The organism is Halopseudomonas sp. MFKK-1 (assembly GCF_027474385.1).
GTDB classification, from domain to species: domain Bacteria; phylum Pseudomonadota; class Gammaproteobacteria; order Pseudomonadales; family Pseudomonadaceae; genus Halopseudomonas; species Halopseudomonas aestusnigri.
On record NZ_CP114836.1, the window covers coordinates 694548 to 715617 of the forward strand.

Genomic DNA, 21070 nt, shown 5'->3' on the forward strand with positions numbered 1-21070 from the left:
GTCAAGTTCATTGCTGACCTCCGGCATCATTGTAGCGGTAGGTTTTCGCGACGATATTCATCGCCAGCAAATCAGGGTTGTTCCCGCTGACCGGTTTGATAGTGAAGTCACCGAGCGTCACGATCCGCGGCAGGCCGGCAACACCGCTGACGAAGGTCGCCAGATCATGGTAGCTGCCACGAACCACGATATTGATCGGCAGTTCAACATAGAACTGCTTGGCCTGCTCGGGACGCAGGGTGATCGACTCGAACTCCAGGCCGCTGTTCAGCCCCATCTGGGTAATGTCTTCGAGCAAACCGGGGACTTCGCTGTCCTTGGGCAGCTGCTTGAGGAGACCGCTGAAGCGCTCCTCGATTTCAGCCAGTTGCTCCTTATAGGCTTCAAGGTTCGCGGCGCGGAACGACTTGTCCTCGAACTCCTTGCGCAGAGCCACTTCCTGAGCCTGAACACGCTCCAGCCCTACTCTCAGATCCTTCAGATGGAACTGGTAGCCCGCCGCCAGCAGCGCGATGAACACCAGCACGCAGACGATGACCTTGAGCGCTCCCGGCCAGGAGCCAATATTGTTGAAGTCAAGATCGTTTAAATCGATCTTCTTCAGACTTTCCATGGATTGAGCGAAACTCATTGCTGCTGCTCTCCCTCAGCGGCACCGGCTCTGGGCTCGGTTTGTTTTACGGTCAACTCAAACACGTTGGCCTGATCCAGAGCACCCGAGGTAACCGCCTTGACGGCAGTCAGATTCGGAGCGGTCAGCCAGTCAGACGCATCCAGCTGACGCATCAGATTGGACACTCGGCTGTTGGACTCTGCCCCACCCTTGATGGAAATCGCACTGCCCTTCATGCCCACGTCAGTGAAATAGACTCCATCGGGCAGCGTACGCGCCAACTCATCAAAGACACGAACAATGATGGGCCGCTTGCCCTGCAGATCCTGAATAATCTTCATCCGATCCAGCAACTGGGCGCGCCGCGCCTGCAACTGTTCGATTTCCTTGATACGCCGCTCAAGCTGGGCAATTTCGCTCTTGATAAAGGCATTGCGCGCGTTCTGATTCTCGATCTGCCCATTGACGTAGCGGTCAGCCAAAAACACCAGCGCCCCTGCAAACAGGACAACCAGTGCCAGAATGGTCAGAAATTCCTTTTTTCGCTCTTCCCTCAGCTGCTCGCGCCAAGGCAACAGGTTAATGCGAGCCATCAGTCAAAACTCCTCATTGCCAGACCACACGCAATCATCAGGGCGGGCGCGTCATTGCTCAGGGCAACCGCATCAACCTTGTTTGACAGGGTCATGTTTGCAAAGGGGTTGGCAACCAGAGTGGTGGTACCAATTTTCTGCTGTACCAACTGATCCAGCCCTGGAATCGAAGCGGTACCACCGGCCAGCAAGATGTAGTCGACGTCGTTGTATTGCCCGCCGGCAAAGAAGAACTGCAGCGATCGAGATACCTGCTGCACCACTGCATCCTTGAAGGGACCCAGCACCTCGACTTCGTAATCGTCGGGAAGACCGCCCTGCTTCTTGGCCAGCCCGGCCTCGTCCTGGGACAAGCCGTAACGGCGCTGAATCTCATCCGTCAGTTGCTTGCCGCCAAACAGCTGCTCGCGGGTATAAATGGTACGACCACCACTGAGCACACTCAGGGTCATCATGGTTGCACCGATGTCGATCACCGCGATGGTCAGGTCGTCGTTGCCCGCATCCAGCTGCCCGATAACAAGCTCGCAGGCACGCTCCATCGCGTAAGCCTCGACCTCGACAATCTTGGCGGTCAGACCGGCAAGTGCCAGTGCGGCTTCGCGGATATCGACATTTTCACGGCGACAGGCAGCGAGCAACACTTCTTCTCTGGCGGGATTGCGGGGGGAAACGCCCTGGACTTCGAAGTCTATGGCAACCTCGTCCAGCGGGTAGGGGATGTACTGGTCGGCTTCGATCTTGATCTGTTCTTCCATCTCGTCAGGATCAAGCCCGGCATCCATCTCGATCACCTTGGTGATCACCGCGGATCCGGCTACCGCCACTGCGGCCTGCCTGAGCGACGATTTCGATCGCGCCAGTACCTTCTCCAGCGCCTGACCGACGCCTTCGAGTTCGACAATGTTCTTCTCCACTACCGAAGCGGGAGGGAGAGGTTCGACCGCGTAGGCCTCGACCTTGTAGCGGCCACCGGAGCGGCTGAGTTCGAGCAGCTTCACGGTGGTGGAGCTGATGTCGATGCCCAGCAGCGTATTCGCTTTTTTCTTGAAGAGCCCTAGCACAGCCAATTTCCTATCAGCATCCGACACTTACGGACGGTTTATGTTTTCCTACATTAAATAACAGGACTTGTACAAGCGCAAATGGCTAAAACAAAAAAAATACGCTTATAATGCAGACTGTTATCCCGTTCTCGTTTAGCAATCCTGCTAACGTTCTAATTAATCAGGGAATTCCGCATCCCTTATGCGATTGCTGAAGTTTCTATTCTGGTCAGTTCTGGCGCTTGTAAGCGCTCCAGCCATGGTGCTCAGCGGCGTCGCGCTCTATCTGAGCCCCTCGCTGCCTGACGTCGAAACCCTTCGAGACGTCGAACTGCAGACTCCGTTGCGGATATATAGCACAGATAATCGACTGATTGCAGAGTTCGGCGAAATGCGCCGTTTCCCGATCAGTTACGAGCAGATTCCACCGGCCTTCGTCCACGCCCTGCTTGCTGCAGAAGATGACAACTTCCTGAATCACCATGGCGTCGACCCAATGGGCCTGCTGCGCGCTGCCGCAGAGCTTGTGCAGACCGGTCACATCCAGACCGGCGGCAGCACAATCACCATGCAGGTCGCCAAGAATTACTTCCTGTCGAGCAAGCGCGTGTTCTCGCGCAAGCTGAACGAAATCCTGCTGGCTCTGCAAATCGAGCGCAATCTCAGCAAGCAGGAGATTTTCGAGTTATATGTGAACAAGATCTACCTTGGCAATCGCGCATACGGGATCGAAGCCGCCGCGCAGGTGTATTACGGCAAATCCATTAATGAGTTACCCCTGGCGGATCTGGCCATGATCGCCGGCCTGCCCAAGGCGCCTTCGCGCTACAACCCGATTGCCAACCCGGAACGCACCAAGGTGCGTCGAGACTGGATTCTCGACCGCATGCTGACGCTTGGCTATATCGATGAAGCGAGTTATCGAGAAGCCGTTGCGACGCCAATTACCGCACGCAATCACGGCGCCAACCCTGAAATGGAAGCACCCTATATTGCCGAGATGGCCCGCCTTGAGATGGTTGAGCGCTACGGCAACGAGGCTTACACCCAAGGCTTCAACGTCTACACCACCGTCGACAGTCGACTGCAGGAAATGGCCAACAGCGCCCTGCGTGACGGCCTGCAGGAGTATGACCGCCGCCACGGTTACCGTGGCCCTGAGTCGCGCAACCCCGAGATCACACTGGAGCAGGGCCTGGCCATGCTCGAAGGCTACCGCAGCATGGGCGGACTGGAGCCGGCGCTGGTTTCGGCAGTGAACAGCGACAATGTCGAGATTCGCCTGCGCCGCGAGCAGACGGGGATCATCGCCTGGGAGAACATGAACTGGGCACGCCCCTACCTCAGCGCCAACAGCATGGGGCCGCGTCCGGGCAAACCCTCCGACGTGCTCAAACCGGGTGACATCATCCGGGTCAGCCGTCTCGAAGGTGACCAGTTCCGCCTGGCGCAAATCCCGCAGGCGCAGAGCGCACTGGTGGTGCTGGGCCCGCAGGACGGCTCAATCAAGGCACTGATCGGCGGTTTCTCGTTCCTGCAGAGCAACTATAACCGGGTTACCCAGGCACGCCGGCAGCCCGGCTCCAGTTTCAAGCCATTCCTGTACTGCGCGGCACTGGATAACGGCTACAACCCGGCCAGCCTGGTCAACGATGCGCCGCTGATCTTTGTTGACGACTATCTGGACTCGATCTGGCGCCCGCAGAACTCGGGCGGTGATTTCCTCGGCCCGATCCGCCTGCGCGAGGCGCTGTATCGTTCTCGCAACCTGGTTTCCATTCGCCTGATGCAGGATCTGGGCGTCGACAAGGCACTGACCTATATCGAGCGTTTCGGCTTCAGCCGTGAGGAGCTGCCTCGCAACCTGTCTGCCTCACTCGGTACCTCCGAGCTGACGCCACTGCAGATTGCCCAGGGTTATACCGCCTTTGCCAATGGCGGCTATGCGGTCAAACCCTACCTGGTTGAGCGCATCGAAGACCGTTACGGCAACCTGATCGACTACGCCAGGCCGGCGGTAACGCCCGACCTGACCGAGGAGCAAACCGCTCGCCTGCAAAGCTATGCAGAACGCCAGGAAACCGAGACCGCAGAAGAGCCGGTCGCCGCGGAGCGCATCGTCGACGCGCGCACCATCTACCAGCTGAACAGCATGCTCCAGGACGTTGTGCGCCGCGGCACCGCCGTCCGTGCTCGGGCACTGCAACGCAATGATCTGGCGGGCAAGACCGGGACCACCAACGACCAGAAGGATGCCTGGTTCTCCGGCTACAACCCCGATCTGGTGGCCACCGCCTGGGTCGGATTCGACCAGCCCGCGACGCTGGGGCGCCGCGAATACGGTGGTACCGCCGCACTGCCAATCTGGATGCAGTTCATGGGCGCCGCGCTGGAAGGCGTCCCGGACCGGACCATCCCCATGCCGAGCGGGCTGGTAACGGCACGCATCGATCCCACTACCGGGCGCAGCGCGCCGCCCGGCAGCAGTGATGCCTTCCTGGAAATCTTCAAGCAGGAAGAGGCGCCGCCGCCCTACAGCGAATTGGAAATGGGTGGCTATAACAATGGCGACGGCAGCGTCTCACCGCTAGAGCTGTTCTGAGCCAACGCATGGACCTGGCGCCGCAACCAGCGGTTGACCGGGTCATGCTCCATGCCCTTGTGCCAGTAAAGCGTCAGACCAATCTCCGGTAGTGGTAACGGCATGTTCAGCAGCCGGTTTCCCAGCGGCCGGTTGATCAACTCGGCATGACGCCGCGACATGGTCAGCAACAAGGGCGTCTGCGCCACCACCAGGCTCGCCGCCTGATAACTCTGGCACTGCTGCACCACATTGCGCATCAGCCCCAGATGCCCCAGTGCCAGATCCTCGTAGGACAGCCCACGCCGCCAGGACGCCACCGCGATATGCTCGGCGGCCATATAGCTGTCGGCCGTCAGCTCGCCCTCAAACTGCGGCCCGGCCACCACGCAGAGCGGCTCCTTGACCAGTTGCATCTGCCGCAGACTGGCGTCCGCCGGTCGCGCGATCTGCACAGCGAGGTCAATCCGTCCCGCGGCTAATTCCAGCTTCAGCTCAGACCAGCGCACACCCACGGTGCGCACCCGGCTGCGCGGCGCCAATTCACGCAACCGGGTCAGCAGCGGCGGAATCAAGACCGGCTCCAGTTGCTCCGGCAGGCTGATGGTGAAGGTGCGCGCGTCTTCCTGCGGATCAAACTGCTGCAGATAGCCGAGGCTCTGCTGCAGCCGACTCAGACTATCGATAATCCCGGGCGCCAGCCGCATTGCCGCGGCGGTCGGGGTCACGCCCCTGCCCTCACGCACGAACAGCGGGTCGGAAAAGTGCTCTCGCAGCCGTGCCAGCGAGTGGCTGACCGCGGACTGGCTGACATGCAGCACCGCCGCCGCACGGGTCAGGTTGCGCTCGCGGTAAACCACCTCGAATACCCGAAACAGATTGAGATCAATCCGGGCCAATGATGGGGAATCATTCTTTTCACTCATCAACAAACACCTGCGCCATGGGCTATAGGCCCGAGATTACGCGCCTGCAGCCAAACCATGAATAGCAATCATGGTTCTGAATGAATATTGATCGCTTCTTATCCGCCTCGACAGCTCCTAAGCTTGAGCGATAACAACAGCAAGAGGCACGGACATGCACGAGCAGGACTATCTCGATACCCTCAAGGCGATTCAGGCCAAGGTCTGGCCGGCAGGCAAACCGACCAACCCCGTCTACCCACAGGGTGAAAGACCGCTGACCGAATATCTCGCCCACTGGGCGCACACCGCGCCGGACCGGGTTGCCGTGCATTTCTATGGTCACCAACTGACCTACGCCGAGCTGGATGACCTGAGCAACCGTTGCGCCGCCCTGTTGCAGGCCCAAGGTATCAAGCCGGGAGACCGGGTCGCGGTGTTCATGCCCAACTGCCCGCAGCTGCATATCGCCTTTTACGGCATTCTCAAGATGGGCGCGATCCACGCCCCGGTCAGCCCGATGGCCAAGGGCATGGAGCTGAGCTATCAGCTCGACGACTGTGGCGCCCGCGCCATCATCTGCTTCGACCAGTTGCTGCCGGTGGTACGAGAGATTCGCGAGCAGACCGCGCTGGAGCAGGTGTTCTCCACCAGCTTGTCCGAACTCTGCCCGGCCCAGCCGCCGATTCCGGTACCGGACCTGCTGCAGGCACCCAAACTGCCCGTCACCGACAGCATCGACCTGATGCCCGCACTGGCTGCCACAGATCCCGCTCCGCAGAACCTGCCCAGGCTGAATCTGGACGACACCGCCGCGCTCAACTACACCGGCGGCACCACCGGTCTGCCGAAGGGCTGCATTCATACCCACGGCGACATGCTCTACACCTGCGCCAGCTTTGTTCCGGTCGCCATGGGCTTTGACGAGGAGCGCATCGGCCTGAACTTCATGCCGGAATTCTGGATCGCCGGCGAGAACTCCGGCCTGCTGTTTCCCGTGTTCGCCGGCACCACGCTGGTGTTGCTGGCCCGCTGGGACGCGCTGACCTTTATGAGCGCCGTTCAGCACTATCGGGTTACCCAGACCGGTCTGCTGGTCGACAGCGCCTCCGAGGTGCTAGATCACCCGCAGGTCAGCGAGTTCGACTTCAGCTCGCTTGAAACCACCAGCTGCGTCTCCTTCATCAAAAAGCTGACTCCGGAATACCGTCGCCGCTGGCGCGAGCTGACCGGCTGCACCCTGTTCGAAACCAGCTTCGGCATGACCGAAACCCACACCTGCGACACCTTTACCGCCGGCCTGCAGGACGATGACTTCGATCTGAAATCCGAGCCCACCTTCGTCGGCCTGCCGGTACCCGGCACCGAGTTCAAGGTCTGCGACTTCGAGACCGGCGCGCTGCTGCCACTGGGCAGCGAAGGCGAGCTGTGCCTGCGCAGTCCGTCGCTGCTCAAGGGCTACTGGAACAAACCCGACGCCAGCGCCGAGGCACTGCGCGACGGTGGCTGGCTGCATACCGGCGACAGCGGCGTGATCACCGAGCAGGGTTTTATCCGCTACCTCGGTCGGCGCAAGGAAATGCTCAAGGTCAATGGCATGAGCGTGTTCCCCAGCGAGCTGGAAGCCATGCTCGGCCAGCACCCGGACATTCTCGCCTCGGCAGTCATCGGCAAGCCCGACCCGCAGCGCGGCCAGACGCCCCTTGCCTTCATCATCACCAAGCCCGGCAGCCACGCCAGCTCCGAGTCACTGCGCGACTGGTGCAAGCAGGCGATGGCAATCTACAAGGTGCCGGAGATTCGGCTGGTCGATACACTGCCGATGACCGCGACCGGCAAGGTCAAAAAACAGGAACTACAGGACTGGATCAACTAACCCATGGCATTCAACCGCATTCTTATCGCCAATCGTGGCGAAATCGCCATTCGTCTGGCCCGCGCCATCGCCGACTGTGACGCCACCAGCGTTGCCGTCTACGCCGAAGATGACGCCCAGTCGCTGCACGTACGCAGCGCCGATCAGGCCATCGCCCTGCAGGGCCAGGGTGTTGCCGCCTATCTGGACGCCGCCCAGCTGATTCGCATCGCCACGGAGCAAGACTGCGATGCGATCCACCCCGGTTACGGTTTCCTCAGCGAAAACGCCGACTTCGCCCGCGCCTGCCAGCAGGCCGGCATCACCTTTATCGGCCCCGCGCCGGAGGTGCTCGACACCTTTGGCGACAAGGCCAGTGCGCGCCGACTGGCGCAGCAGCAGGGTGTGCCCCTGACCCAGGGCACCAACGAGCCGACCACGCTGGAGCAGGCCCGCGACTTTATGCAGTCGCTCGGCGACGGCGCCGCGGTAATGCTGAAAGCCTTGGCTGGCGGCGGCGGGCGCGGCATGCGCGCGGTACACGACCTTGCCGAGCTGGACGACGCCTTCGCCCGCTGCAGTTCGGAGGCCACCGCCGCCTTTGGCCGCGGCGATCTGTATGTCGAACGGCTGATTCGCCGCGCCCGTCATATCGAGGTGCAGATCATTGGCGACGGCACTGAGGTTGCCCACGTCTGGGAGCGCGACTGCACACTGCAACGCCGTAACCAGAAGCTGCTGGAAGTGGCTCCGGCGCCGAGTCTTGATCCGGCTGTGCGCGAGCAACTGCACGCCGCCGCCTGCACCCTGACCCGCGCGGTCGGCTACCGCGGCCTGTGCACCGTCGAGTTTCTGCTCGACGAGGAGCGTGGCGACTTCGTGTTTATGGAAGCCAACCCACGCATTCAGGTCGAACACACGGTAACCGAAGCGGTAACCGGTCTGGATCTGGCGGTAACGCAGATTCAGCTCGCCGCTGGCAAGACACTGGCAGAGCTGGGTCTGACCCAGACCAACATCCCGGCTGCCCGCGGCTTTGCCGTGCAGCTGCGCATCAATCTGGAAAGCATGGCCGCCGACGGCAGCACTCGCCCGGCCGGTGGCACGCTCAGCGCCTATCAGCCGCCCAGCGGCCCGGGCATCCGCGTCGATGGCTACGGCTACGCCGGCTACACCACCAGCCCACGCTACGACTCGCTAATGGCCAAGCTGATCGTGCACGCAAACGGTGATTACCCGAACACCCTGCGCCGCGCCTACCGTGCGCTGTGCGAATTCCGTCTGGAGGGCGCCGCCAGCAACCTGCATCTGCTGCAGAACCTGCTGCAGCACCCGCAGGTGCAGAGCAACGACGTCTCCACCGCCTTTATCGAAGCCGAAGCCGCCAGCCTGACCGCCGCCCACCCCAGCGCCCACCCGCACCGTTTCTTCCAAGGCAGCGCAAGTAGCGCCGCCACCAGCAGCGCGCAGACCGACGCTCCGGCCGGCACCGAGCCGCTGAATGCGCCGGTACAGGGCGTGCTGGTCAGTCTGGATGTACAGGTTGGCGACAGCGTCGCCGTCGGCCAGCAGGTCGCGATCATGGAAGCCATGAAAATGGAGTTCGTGGTCAAGGCGACCCAGAGCGGTATCGTCCGCGCGCTGGCCGCCAACGCCGGTGACAGCCTGTTCGAAGGCAGCGCCCTGCTCTATCTGGAGCCTGCCGAAGTGGCGGGCAACGCCCAGCAGGATGAAGAGTCCGTCGCCATCGACCATATCCGCGCCGACCTGCAGGAAGTGCTGGAGCGCCGCGCCGAGCTGACCGACGAGCGCCGCCCGGACGCCGTCGCCAAGCGCCGTAAGACCGGTCAGCGTACCGCCCGCGAGAACCTCGCCGACCTGCTCGACGACGGCAGCTTTATCGAATACGGCGGCTTTGCCCTCGCCGCCCAGCGCACTCGCCGCACCCACGAAGAGCTGCTGAAGATGAGCCCGGCCGACGGCCTGATCAACGGCATCGGCACCATCAATGCCGACAAGTTCGGCGAACACGCCGCCCGCTGCATGGCGCTGTCCTATGACTACACGGTGTTCGCCGGCACTCAGGGTGTCACCAACCACAAGAAGACCGACCGCATGCTGGAGCTGGCCGAGCAGTGGAAGCTGCCGCTGGTGTTCTTCACCGAAGGCGGCGGCGGCCGCCCGGGCGATATCGACAAGGTCGGCGTGGCCGGACTGGATTGCACCACCTTCATGCGCATGGCGCGGCTGTCCGGCATGGTACCCACCGTCGGTATCGTCTCCGGCCGCTGCTTCGCCGGTAACGCCGCGCTGCTGGGCTGCTGCGACGTAATCATCGCCACCGAGAACGCCACCATCGGCATGGCCGGGCCGGCGATGATCGAAGGCGGCGGTCTGGGCCGTTTCACCCCCGAACAGGTTGGCCCGACCAGCATGCAGAGTCCGAACGGGGTAATCGACGTGCGGGTGCGCGATGAGGCTGAAGCCACCGCAGTGGCCAAACAGTACCTGTCCTACTTCCAGGGTGATCTGACGGACTGGGAAGCGGCGGACCAGCGCGAGCTGCGTCACCTGATTCCGGAAAACCGCCTGCGCGTGTATGACATCCGCAAGGTGATCGAAACCCTGGCCGACCGCGATTCGGTGCTGGAACTGCGCCGCGAGTTCGCGCCGGGGCTGATCACCGCGCTGATCCGTATCGAGGGCCGCGCCTTCGGCCTGATCGCCAACAACCCGATGCATCTCGGTGGCGCCATTGATGCCGTCTCCGGTGACAAGGCGGCGCGCTTCATGCAGCTGTGTCAGGCCCACGGCTTACCGATGGTTTCGCTGTGCGACACCCCCGGCTTTATGGTCGGCCCGGACGCCGAGCAGCAGGGCACCGTGCGCCACGTCTCGCGCATGTTCGTCACCGCCGCCAGCCTGAGCATCCCGTTTTTCACTGTGGTGCTGCGCAAGGGCTACGGCCTGGGCGCGCAGGCAATGGCGGCGGGCAGCTTCCACGCACCGATGTTCACCATCGGCTGGCCAAGCAGCGAATTTGGTGCGATGGGTCTGGAAGGCGCGGTGCGTCTGGGCTACTCGAAGGAACTGGCCGCCATAGAGAACGAGGGCGAGCGCCAGGCGACCTTCGAGAAACTGGTCGCCGAGCTGTACCAGCGCGGCAAGGGCATCAGCATGGCCAGCTTCCTCGAGATCGACGCCGTGATCGACCCGCTGGAAACCCGCGACTGGCTGATGCGTGGCCTGCACTCGGCGCCGGACGAGGCGCTGAAGAAGGGCACACGTCCGTTCGTCGACACCTGGTAATCAGCCAATACGCAGGTGGCGGGCCTCCGGGACCGCCACCTGCTGGTGGCTGACTATTACGATAATGCCCTGCTCGCGCCGACGCAGCAGGGACGCCAGCACCCGCTCGCGGGTATCAAAATCCAGCCCGGCAAAGGGCTCATCCAGCAGCAGTAGCGGCCGTTTGGTCAGCAGCAGACGGGCCAGGGCAATACGCCGCGCCTGCCCACCGGAGACTTTGGCACCGAACTCGCCCAGCGTGGTGTTCAGGCCATGCTTGCGCCCGCGCACCCAGTCAGCCAGCGCGACATCGTCCAGCACCTGCCAGAGCGCCTCGTCACTGGCCTCCGGATCGGCCAGACGCAGGTTCTGCGCCAGTGTCATATCGAAGATATCCAGCTGCTGCGGCAGGTAGCCGATCAGCTCACGCAGATTCCAATGCTCAAAGCCCTGACCGTTGATCAGCCGTTCCCCCGTGAACGCCAGCGGCTCGCCCGCCAGCACCTGCAGCAGGGTGCTCTTGCCACCGCCGGACGGCCCTTCGATCAGCAGCACGTCGCCCTGTTGCAGGGCGATGGACACATTTTCCGGGCCGTTCAGCGCGCCGGGCATTCTGGCGCTGAGGCCAGACAGCACCAGGCTAAGTGGCTGCTCAGGCGGCGCGGTTGCGGTGCCGGCAAGGTCGGTCTCGGCGGCGGTCAGCTGATTCAACCGATCCCGCGCCGCCTGGCTGAAGCCCAGCGAAATAAAGCTCGCTGCCAGCGGCAGCAGGGCTTCGGCCAGCCCCATTACCGACAGCAAGGCGGCCAGCAGCCAGGGCACCGACAACGCCCCCTGCTGCAACAGCGCATGCCCCTGCCAGAGCACCGCAAGCAACGCCAGCGCCAGGCCCAGTTGCTGCCCCAGCGCCGTCAAACTGACCAATTTCTGCTGTCGCAGGCGCTGCTGCAGCCAGGCATCATCCTGCTGCAGAAATGCCGCCTGCTGATCGTCCCAGCGCTGCCACAGCAGCAGCGAGGTCAACAGTTGCAAGCGGTCGAGCAAAAATTCGCGGCGTTGTTCGGCCAGTTCGGCATCACGGCGGGCCAGGCGCGCAGCCAGCCGACCGCCGAGCATTGGCACCACCAGCCAGGCCAACAGCAGGCCCGGCAGCGCGGCAACCGCCAGCGAGCTGTCGAGCAGCGCCAGCCAGCCAAGCACCAGCAGTGTGAGCATGGAGGCCCAGAACCAGGGCGCGACAAAGCGCAGCGGGAAGAAGTCGAGCAGATCGATATCGGCTACCAGCCGGTGCATGGCAATCGCCGAGCGCGCCGCCGGAGTGAGCCGGCGCTGCCCGGCAACGCGGGCAAACAGGCGCGTACGCAAATCCTTGAGCAGGGCCAGTGCAGCGTTGTGCGAAGCCAGCCGTTCGGCGTAGCGGCCGGCAGTACGAACGATGGCGAAGAAGCGGATGATGGCTGCCGGGCGGAAGTAATCGAAACCGTAGGCCGCGACCGTCGCCAGCCCGGCCAGCGCCGCCGCGCTGATAAACCAGCCGGAGGTGGCCAGCAGGCCGATTGCCGACCACAGCGTCACCGCGCCGAGAAACAGCGCCAGACTCCACTGCCCGAGGCGGCTGCGCAGCAGGGTCCGCAGACGAATGGGTTGCTCAGACATCGGCAGCCTCCAGGCGTTGCTCAGACTGGCCGAGCGTCACCACCCGATCAGCCCAGTCCAGTCCCTGCAGATCGTGGCTGACCAGCAGCAGTGTGCGCCCCTGGCTCAGGCGCTCCAGTAGCGCATGGATCAACTCGGCGGTGTCCGCATCCAGGTGGGCCGTCGGCTCATCCAGCAGCCAGACCGGGGTATCGCGCAGCAGCAGCCGCGCCAGCGCCAGCCGGCTCAGCTGCCCGCCCGACAGCCCCAGCCCGCGCTCCCCCAGCTCGGTCTCCAGACCCTTGGGCAGTTGGCGAATCAGCGGCCAGAGCGCGACCTGCTCCAGCACTGCGATCAGCTCGGCGTCAGTGGCCGCGGGCGCGGCAAGGCGCAGATTATCGGCGATGCTGCCGTGCAGGATCGGTACCTGCTGGGCCAGATAACCAACGTGCCGCAGCCAGTCGGGTCGCGACAGATCCAGCAGCGAGCGACCATTGATCAGCAACTCACCCTGCCAGGGCACAAAGCCCAGCAGCGCTTCGAGCAGGCTGGACTTGCCGCTGCCGCTGGCGCCCTGCAGCACCACCCGCTCGGCCGGCTGCACACGCAGATCGAGCGGCGCCAGGCGACCATCAATTGCCAACTGATAGCACTCGATACGCGGCGCGGCGCTGAGCGTCACCGGCTCACGCCCCGGGTGCGCCCACACCTGCTGATTGAGCAGTGGCAGCAGCTCGGTCATCGCCCCTTCGGCTTCCGCCTTGGCGTGATAATCCGCGCCGAGCTGACGCAGCGGCGCATAGAACTCCGGCGCCAGCAGCAGAATGAACAGCGCGCCCAGATAGGGAACCGGAATTTCGCCCTTGGCCCAGGGCAAAATACCGAGCAGCCCCAGCCCCAGGTAGAGCGCCACCAGCGCGATCGCCAGCGAGGAAAAGAGCTCCAGGACAGCACCGGAGAGAAAGGCCATACGCAGCACCCGCATGGTGCCGGCGCGGTAGTGTTCGGCGGCGGTTTCCACTTCCGCTTCGGCGGCGGGCAACGCGCCCAGATGGCGCAGCGTCCAGCTACCGCGCAGCAGGTCACTGAAGCGCCCGCTCATCCGCGCCAGCGCAACGAACTGGCGCTGACTGGCGGAGGCCGCGGCCTTGCCCAGCAAGATCATGAACACGGGCACCAGCGGCGCAGTCAGCAGCAACAGCACCGCTGCCAGCGGACTGAACACAGCGGTGCAGATGATCAGCAGCACGGGGACCAGCAACACCAGTTGACGCTGCACCCGGTAGCGGCTGATATAGCCGTCCAGCGCCTCGACCTGCTCCAGCAAACGGCTGCCGAGTTCCGCGTCAGCGCCCAGTTGCGCCCGGGCAGGCCCCAGCGCGGCAAGTCGTTGCAGCAGTGTGCGGCGCAACTCGCCGCGGGCGCGCAGACTGGCCAATTGGCTGGTCTGCTCGCGGCCGTACTGCAATAACGGCCGCAGGACCAGACAGAGCGCCAGCCAGGGCAGCAGACTGCTCAGCAGCTGCGTCTGCGTCTCACCCAGCCCGCCCTGCTGCCAGGCCACCAGCCAGCCGGAAAACAGCTGCGCCAGCAACCAGCACTGCCAGATAAAAAGCCCCGCCGCCGCCAACGCGAACAGCAGGGCCAGATTGAGCAGGGAAGCCTGCGGTGCCAGCAGCCGGGTCAGCCAGCCGCTGGCGGTACGCGAATCAATCTCAGTCGACTTGATCTTCTTCACCGACATAGCCATTGAGTTCCAGCCACATGGCATTGACGATGCCAAAAGCACAGGCCAGCAGTACGCCGAGAATCCAGGTGAAATACCACATAGTCTTCTCCTTCCGTTAATACATGCTGTGAGTGTTGTCGCGGATGTGCTGCTCGTTCAAACGGCCGCGCATCACGAAGTAGCCCCAGGCGGTGTAGCCGAGAATCAGCGGCACAAACACACAGGCCACACAGAACATGATGAACAGCGTGGTTTCACTGGCGGTGGCATCCCACATGGTCAGACTGTGGTTGGGCATGCTCGAGGACGGCATCACGAAGGGGAACATGCTGATGCCGGTAGTGATCAGCACCATCGCCATCGCCAGCCCGGAGCTGACAAACGCCATCGCATGCGCCCGCGCCTTGCTGAACAGTGCGCAGAGCACGAAGCAGATCACCCCGAGCGCCGGAACAGCCCACAGCAGCGGCGCCTTGCCGTAGTTGATAAACCAGGCACCGGACATGATCTCGACGGTCTTCTCGACGGTCCGGTTGCCACCGTTGGTGTCGATCACGCTGGTGACGATATAGCCATCAATGCCAACCCACAGCCAGACCCCGGCCATGACGAATACCACCGCACAGACCAGCGCCAGCAGCGAAGAGATCGCCTCGGCACGCGCCTTGATCTGCCCCTCGGTCTTGAGCTGCAGATAGGTCGCACCGTGGTTGACGATCATCAGCAGACTCAGCACCCCGGCGAGCAGCGCAAAGGGGTTGAGCAGCGCCCAGAAGCTGCCGGTGTACTCCAGCCGCAGCAGGTCGTCGAAATGGAATGGCACGCCCTGCAGCAGGTTGCCAAAGGCCACACCGAAGATCAGTGCAGGGATCGCCGAGCCGGCGGTCAGCGCCCAGTCCCAACGGCTGCGCCACAGCTCATTATCGATCTTCGAGCGGTATTCAAATGCCAGCGGGCGCAGGAACAACGCAAACAGGGTCAGCATCATGGCGATATAGAAACCGCTGAAGGAGGCCGCATAGACCGTCGGCCAGGCCGCAAACAGCGCGCCGCCAGCGGTCACCAGCCAGACCTGGTTGCCATCCCAGTGCGGCGCGATCGAGTTGATCATCACCCGGCGTTCATCGTTGCTCTTGCCAATGATCTTCAGCAGCGAGGCAACACCCATGTCAAACCCGTCGGTGACCACAAAGCCAATCAGCAGCACTCCGATCAGCACCCACCAGATAAACCGTAACGCTTCGTAATCCATGATCAGGCCTCCTGTGCTTCGGCAGTTTCCAGGTCATAGCGACCGGTGTGCAGGCTCGACGGCCCCTTGCGCGCGTATTTGGTCATCAGCCAGATCTCGATGATCACGAAAATGCTGTAGAGCACGGCGATCGAAATCAGGGTAAACAGCACATCGCCCGGGCTCAGCTGCGAGACAGCCAGGTGGGTCGGCAGGATTTCACCGATAGCCCAGGGCTGACGGCCGTACTCGGCGACGAACCAGCCCATTTCACTGGCGATCCACGGCAGCGGCAGGCTGAACACGGCAAACTTGAGCAGCCATTTGGGCTTGTCGACGGTGCGGCGTGCGCTATGCCAGAAGGCGCAGGCGAACAGCAGCAGCATCAGGAAGCCGCAGGCAACCATGACCCGGAAACTCCAGAACAGCGGCCAGACCTTCGGCACGGTCGCCTCGACTGCGTTGGCGATTTCTTCCGGCGTCGCGTTCAGCACATCATCGGTGTAGCCACTGAGCAGCAAACCAAAGCCCAGATCAACACGCACTTCGTTGAAGCGATCGACCGTGGCAGAGGACTTGTCTCCCGCGCGGATACGCTGCATCAGGTCATAGGCTTCCTGCCCGCGGATAATGCGCTGCAGGTTCTCTTCCTTGATCTGCTGCAGGCCCTTGACCTCTTCGCTGACCGAGCGGGTCGCAATCAGGCCGAGTACCGCCGGAATCTTCAGCGCGTAATCGGTGCGTTGCGTTTCCTCGTTGGGGATGCCGAACAGGGTAAAGGACGCCGGCGGCACCTGAGTTTCCCACTCGGCTTCCACCGCTGCCAGCTTGACCTGCTGCACCTCACCGACTTCGTAACCGGACTCGTCACCCAGCACGATGACCGACAGCGCGCTGGCCAGGCCAAAGGCCGAGGCAATGGCGAAGCTGCGGCGGGCGAAGGCCAGATCGCGGCCCTTGAGCAGATAGTAGCTGGAGATCGCCAGCACGAAGATCGAACCGGTTACATAGCCGGCCGAGACAGTGTGAACGAACTTGACCTGGGCCACCGGGTTGAGCAGCACCTCGGCAAAATTGGTCAGCTCCATGCGCATGGTTTCGATGTTGAACTCCGAGCCCACCGGGTGCTGCATCCAGCCGTTGGCAACCAGAATCCACAGCGCCGACAGGTTGGTGCCCAGCGCCATCAGCCAGGTCACCGCCAAATGCTTGACCTTGCTCATGCGCTCCCAGCCGAAGAAGAACAGACCGAACAGGGTCGACTCAAGGAAGAACGCCATCAGCGCTTCGATCGCCAGCGGCGCACCGAAGATATCGCCGACGTAATGAGAGTAATAGGACCAGTTGGTGCCGAACTGGAATTCCATTGCCAGGCCGGTGGTAACCCCCAGGGCGAAGTTGATACCGAACAGCTTGCCCCAGAACTGGGTCATGTCACGGTAGATGGTCTTGCCGGTCATTACATAGACCGACTCCATGATCGCCAGCAAAAAAGCCATACCCAGCGTCAGAGGGACAAACAGGAAGTGAATCATCGCCGTCAAGGCGAACTGCATTCGGGAGAGCTCTACAATATCCATCTGCGTACTCCGCTCGGAGAAGTCATCGTCAGGTCAATTCTGCACCGCAGGCAGGCCCGGTTTTCCGAGCCTGCCGACACAGTGTGCCGCAATCATCGCTCCAGCGGCGATTGGGCGAATTGACGCACAGCAAACAGAACGCAGATTAGTCCAGAATGCAGCCGCCGGCTGGCGACTTGCCTACCACATCATCCAGATGGATACCGCCAGCGGCAGCAACAGGGCCGTTGCCGTGCCCATCAGACTCATTGCCAGGGCAGCGAAGGCACCGGCCTCCTCGCCTTCCTCCAGCGCCCGAGAGGTGCCAACCGCGTGGGCGGTGAGACCCATCGCCATGCCCCAGGCTGCAGGATGATCGACTCCGCACCAGCGCAGCAGCATCGGGCCGAAAATCGCGCCCAGTACCCCGGTAAACATCACGAATACCGCTGCCAGCGCGGCAACACCGCCGATCTGTTCAGCTACCAGCATGGCGATCGGCGAGGTCACCGACTTGGGTGCCAGCGTCATCATGATCATGTCCTCGGCGCCCAGCGCCCAGGCCAGCACGATGGCCAGAACGGTCGCAAAGGTCCCACCCACCAGCAGGCAGGTAAGCACCGGCACCAGGTAGCTGCGAATACGCTTGAGGTTCATGTACAACGGCACGGCGAGCGCCACGGTTGCCGGCCCCAGCAGCACCAGCAACGGCTGCACCGCGTCACGGTAATGCGGGTAATCCTCACCGGCCAGCCAGATCGCCAGCACCAGCACCGGGGTCGAGACCAGTACCGGGTGAAACAGCGCCAGCCGGGTGCGCTGATAGAGCGCGAGGCCGAATTGATAAGCGGCCAGTGTCACTCCAACCCAGAACAGAGGATGGCCAAGAATCGCCTGCCAGGCCTGCATCAGCGTCCCGGTCACTGGCCGGCCCTCCGATCCTGTCGCTCGATCATCTTCTGCATCAGCCAGCCGCAGAACGGCAGGCTCAGCGCCAGCGACGCCCCCAGGGTCAGCAGAATCGCGGTAGCGTCCGCCAGGATTTCTGAGCCGTAGGCCATGATACCCACCGCCGGCGGCACCAGAATCAGCGGCAGATAGGTCAGCAGCCCGCTGGCCGCCAGGCTGATCGACTCGCTCACGCCGCCACGCAGGCTCAGATAGACCACCATCAGCAGCATGCCGATGATGGGGCCAGGGAGAAATGGCAACAGCAGGACATTGAGCCCGGTACCCAGCAACTGGAAGAACACCAGCCAGGTCATTCCACGTAAGAGCATTGATTTGAATCCAGCAGGACAGACACCCCGAAAGGGTAAACACTCCGCTGCGCAGTGCCTAGTACCGTGCGGCCTAAAACGCCCTTTTCGGGCAAATACCGACATGGATCAATGGATAATCGACAAGTGCCTGATAAAGTGCGTCACTTATCTCCCAACCCCCGGATCAGTTGTCGTACCGAGGCCATGCCGATACCCCTGCGCCACCTGTGGCTGTTTTCCAGCCGTCACGCCAGCCACCGCCAGGGCCTTCGTCGCTCGGCGCTGCTGCTGGGCACCCTGTGCCTGGCAATGCTGCTGTTCGCTGTTGTGCCGCTCCCGGCACTACTCGGCCAGGCAGGCTACCTGCCGCTGCACATGCTGCTGGAGACGCTGGCGATCGTGGTCGCTGCAATGGTGTTCGCCATCAGCTGGGCCAGTTATCGGCGACTGCGGGCCGATACCCTGCTGAGCCTGGCCTGCGGTTTTGCCGGCGTGGCGATTCTCGATTTCAGCCACATGCTGTCATTCCAGGGCATGCCCGATTTCATTACTCCGGCGGACCCGGAAAAGGCGATCTCCTTCTGGCTGGCCGCCCGGGGCATGGCCGCCGGCACCCTGCTGTGGGTTGCACTGCGCCCATGGAAAGCCTCCGGCCGACCCTTTGAACGCTGGGCCATACTCGGCCTCAGCCTGTTCGCGGTTGCCGTGGTTCACATCACCGTTTTCGGCTATCAGGAACTGCTGCCTCGTACCTTTATCGAGGGTGTGGGACTGACCCGGTTCAAGGTGGGCTGCGAGTACCTGCTGATTGCCGTTCACCTGCTCACCGCTGTGTGTTTCTGGCGCAGCATGCGCCGCCCACAACCATTCAACATTGCCGCGCTGTTCTGCGCATCGCTGCTGATGGCCCTGGGCGAGCTGTGCTTCACCCTCTACGCCAGCGTTACCGACCAGTTCAACCTGCTCGGGCACCTGATCAAGGTGATTGCCTACTGGCAGCTGTATCAGGGCATCTTCGTTGAGGCGGTCGAACAGCCCTACGATCAGTTGGCCCGCTCCCGCGCCCAGCTGCAGGCCACCTTCGACGCCATTCCGGACATGCTGTTCGAGCTGGATGAACAGGAGCGCGTAGTCAACTGCCACTCTTCGGCCGACGCTCGGTTGCAGGTAGACCCGGCCAGAGTTATCGGCAAATCGGTTGCAGACCTGCTGTCTGACGACACGCTGGAACATTGTCGGCAGACGATGGCCAGCGCCAGCGCGCAGGGCTACGCCCAGAGCCAGCCCTTCCTGTTCGAGCAGGGCAACCTGTCAATCTGGCTGCAGTTGTCGGTATCGGCGCGGCGCATCGGTCGCCACCTGACAGGGCATATCCTGCTGGTGCGCGACGTCAGCCAGCTGAAGCAACAGGAAGAGCGAATTCTCCATCTGGCCCATTTCGATACACTGACCGGCCTGCCCAATCGCACCCTGTTCCGCCAGCGAGTGACGCTGTCATTGGGTCTTGCCAGGCGCCATCAGCAGTCGGTGGCGTTGCTGCTGATTGACCTTGACCACTTCAAACATATCAACGATACCCTTGGACACAACGCTGGCGATCAGTTGCTGTGTGCCGTCGCCGAACGGCTGCGTCCGCATCTGCGCAGCGAGGATACCCTGTCGCGCCAGGGCGGCGACGAGTTCATCATTGCGCTACCCGACATCGACGCCGATGGTGCGATGCACATGGCCACCCGATTGCTTGAAAGCCTGACGCAACCGCTGCATTTCGACCATCACGTCACTACCACCAGCGCCTCTATCGGCATTGCCCTGTACCCGAACGACAGCGACGATCTGGACTGTCTTATCCAGCACGCCGATGCCGCCATGTACCTGGCCAAGCAGCGCGGTCGCAACAACGTGCAGTTCTACACGGCCGATCTGCAGGCGCGCATGTCCCGCCTGATGGAGCTGGAGAATGCACTGCGTACCGCAATCGATCGACACGAGCTGGCACTGCATTATCAACCGCAGTGGGCACTGGTAGGCCAACGGCTGACCGGTTTTGAGGTGCTGCTGCGCTGGCAACATCCGGTACTGGGGCAGGTCTCTCCGGCCGAATTCATACCGGTCGCCGAAAGCAGCGGTCAGATCGGCCAGATTGGCGAATGGGTACTGCAGCAGGGCGTGGCTCAACTGGCACGCTGGCGCGCGCAGGGCTTCACCTCTATTACCCTGGCAATCAATCTGTCGGCCGCGCAGTTCCGCCGCACCGATCTGGCCACCCAGGTGGCTGACCTGCTGCACCACCATCAGGTTCCGCCCGAACGTCTGGAGCTGGAGCTGACCGAAGGAACAGCCATGGAAGACCCGATGCAGGCGCGCCAGCAGTTGACCAGCCTGCATCGTCTGGGCGTCAGGCTGGCAATCGACGACTTTGGTACCGGCTTCTCCTCGCTGGCCCAGCTGCGCCACTTCCCGGTCGATACGCTGAAGATCGATCGCAGCTTCGTGCAGGACGTCGATGTCGACCAGGGCAGCGCCGACATGGTACGCAGCATCATCCAGATGGCCCACAACCTGGGCATCAGCACCCTGGCCGAAGGGGTAGAAACAGCCCGACAGCTGTCACTGCTGGAGCGGCTTGAGTGCGAGGCCATCCAGGGCTACCTGTGGGGCCGCCCCTTGACCTGTGCCGACGCGCAAAAACTGCTGATCAACCAGAGCCAGGCCGTCCTGACGCCCTGACAGACGGCGCGGCAAAATGTAGCAACATGCCCATGAACCGCTG

15 protein-coding genes are annotated in these 21070 nt (G+C 62.6%); 4 read left to right on the forward strand and 11 right to left on the reverse strand.

The window, feature by feature from the left end:
- Window positions 1–7: 7 nt before the first annotated feature.
- The 3 genes from O5O48_RS03125 to O5O48_RS03135 are packed head-to-tail and all read right to left on the reverse strand — an operon-like array spanning window position 8 to window position 2270.
- Complete coding sequence (locus O5O48_RS03125) at window positions 8–631, reverse strand: type 4a pilus biogenesis protein PilO (RefSeq protein WP_088277117.1); 624 nt, start codon at window positions 629–631, stop codon at window positions 8–10.
- A complete protein-coding gene (locus O5O48_RS03130; protein ID WP_233048949.1) occupies window positions 628–1206 on the reverse strand; it encodes a PilN domain-containing protein in 579 nt (192 codons plus the stop codon). The genes O5O48_RS03125 and O5O48_RS03130 overlap by 4 nt, the downstream gene beginning before the upstream one ends.
- On the reverse strand, window positions 1206–2270 hold the full coding sequence (locus O5O48_RS03135; RefSeq protein WP_228245562.1) for a pilus assembly protein PilM: 1065 nt from the start codon (window positions 2268–2270) through the stop codon (window positions 1206–1208). Before O5O48_RS03135 ends, O5O48_RS03130 begins: the two co-directional genes overlap by 1 nt.
- A gap of 184 nt (window positions 2271–2454) precedes the next feature.
- On the opposite strand from O5O48_RS03135, the gene O5O48_RS03140 reads away from it, so the two are divergent.
- Window positions 2455–4854 carry a penicillin-binding protein 1A gene (locus O5O48_RS03140; RefSeq protein ID WP_269688126.1) on the forward strand — a complete coding sequence of 800 codons (2400 nt, stop codon included), beginning with the start codon at window positions 2455–2457 and terminating at the stop codon, window positions 4852–4854.
- Here the strand turns inward: O5O48_RS03140 and O5O48_RS03145 are convergent.
- Window positions 4809–5759 (reverse strand): LysR family transcriptional regulator, encoded by a 951-nt coding sequence (locus O5O48_RS03145; RefSeq protein ID WP_228247636.1) that lies wholly within the window; start codon window positions 5757–5759, stop codon window positions 4809–4811. The two genes, O5O48_RS03140 and O5O48_RS03145, sit on opposite strands and share 46 nt — an antisense overlap.
- Window positions 5760–5913: 154 nt before the next feature.
- On the opposite strand from O5O48_RS03145, the gene O5O48_RS03150 reads away from it, so the two are divergent.
- Both O5O48_RS03150 and O5O48_RS03155 read left to right on the forward strand, forming a co-directional pair.
- A complete protein-coding gene (locus tag O5O48_RS03150) occupies window positions 5914–7614 on the forward strand; it encodes an AMP-binding protein (RefSeq protein ID WP_269688127.1) in 1701 nt (566 codons plus the stop codon).
- A 3-nt stretch (window positions 7615–7617) separates the two neighbouring features.
- Complete coding sequence (locus O5O48_RS03155) at window positions 7618–10902, forward strand: acetyl-CoA carboxylase family protein (RefSeq protein WP_269688128.1); 3285 nt, start codon at window positions 7618–7620, stop codon at window positions 10900–10902.
- Here the strand turns inward: O5O48_RS03155 and cydC are convergent, their stop codons facing one another.
- The 7 genes from cydC to O5O48_RS03190 form a co-directional block, all read right to left on the reverse strand.
- Complete coding sequence (gene cydC, locus O5O48_RS03160; RefSeq protein WP_269688129.1) at window positions 10903–12537, reverse strand: thiol reductant ABC exporter subunit CydC; 1635 nt, start codon at window positions 12535–12537, stop codon at window positions 10903–10905.
- Window positions 12530–14260, reverse strand: a complete 1731-nt coding sequence (gene cydD, locus O5O48_RS03165; protein WP_269688130.1) for a thiol reductant ABC exporter subunit CydD — start codon at window positions 14258–14260, stop codon at window positions 12530–12532. Before cydD ends, cydC begins: the two co-directional genes overlap by 8 nt.
- Window positions 14232–14345 (reverse strand): cytochrome bd-I oxidase subunit CydX, encoded by a 114-nt coding sequence (cydX, locus tag O5O48_RS03170; protein WP_083728321.1) that lies wholly within the window; start codon window positions 14343–14345, stop codon window positions 14232–14234. The genes cydD and cydX overlap by 29 nt, the downstream gene beginning before the upstream one ends.
- A gap of 15 nt (window positions 14346–14360) precedes the next feature.
- Window positions 14361–15500 (reverse strand): cytochrome d ubiquinol oxidase subunit II, encoded by a 1140-nt coding sequence (gene cydB, locus O5O48_RS03175; protein ID WP_172409678.1) that lies wholly within the window; start codon window positions 15498–15500, stop codon window positions 14361–14363.
- Window positions 15500–17056: a cytochrome ubiquinol oxidase subunit I gene (locus O5O48_RS03180; RefSeq protein ID WP_228247641.1), complete on the reverse strand. Its 1557-nt coding sequence runs from the start codon at window positions 17054–17056 to the stop codon at window positions 15500–15502. The genes cydB and O5O48_RS03180 overlap by 1 nt, the downstream gene beginning before the upstream one ends.
- 180 nt (window positions 17057–17236) lie before the next feature.
- Window positions 17237–17944 (reverse strand): LrgB family protein, encoded by a 708-nt coding sequence (locus tag O5O48_RS03185; RefSeq protein WP_228247644.1) that lies wholly within the window; start codon window positions 17942–17944, stop codon window positions 17237–17239.
- An 11-nt stretch (window positions 17945–17955) separates the two neighbouring features.
- Window positions 17956–18315: a CidA/LrgA family protein gene (locus tag O5O48_RS03190; protein WP_088277139.1), complete on the reverse strand. Its 360-nt coding sequence runs from the start codon at window positions 18313–18315 to the stop codon at window positions 17956–17958.
- A 186-nt stretch (window positions 18316–18501) separates the two neighbouring features.
- Between O5O48_RS03190 and O5O48_RS03195 the strand changes: the two genes are divergently transcribed.
- Window positions 18502–21027, forward strand: a complete 2526-nt coding sequence (locus O5O48_RS03195) for a bifunctional diguanylate cyclase/phosphodiesterase (protein ID WP_269688131.1) — start codon at window positions 18502–18504, stop codon at window positions 21025–21027.
- Window positions 21028–21070: the final 43 nt, after the last annotated feature.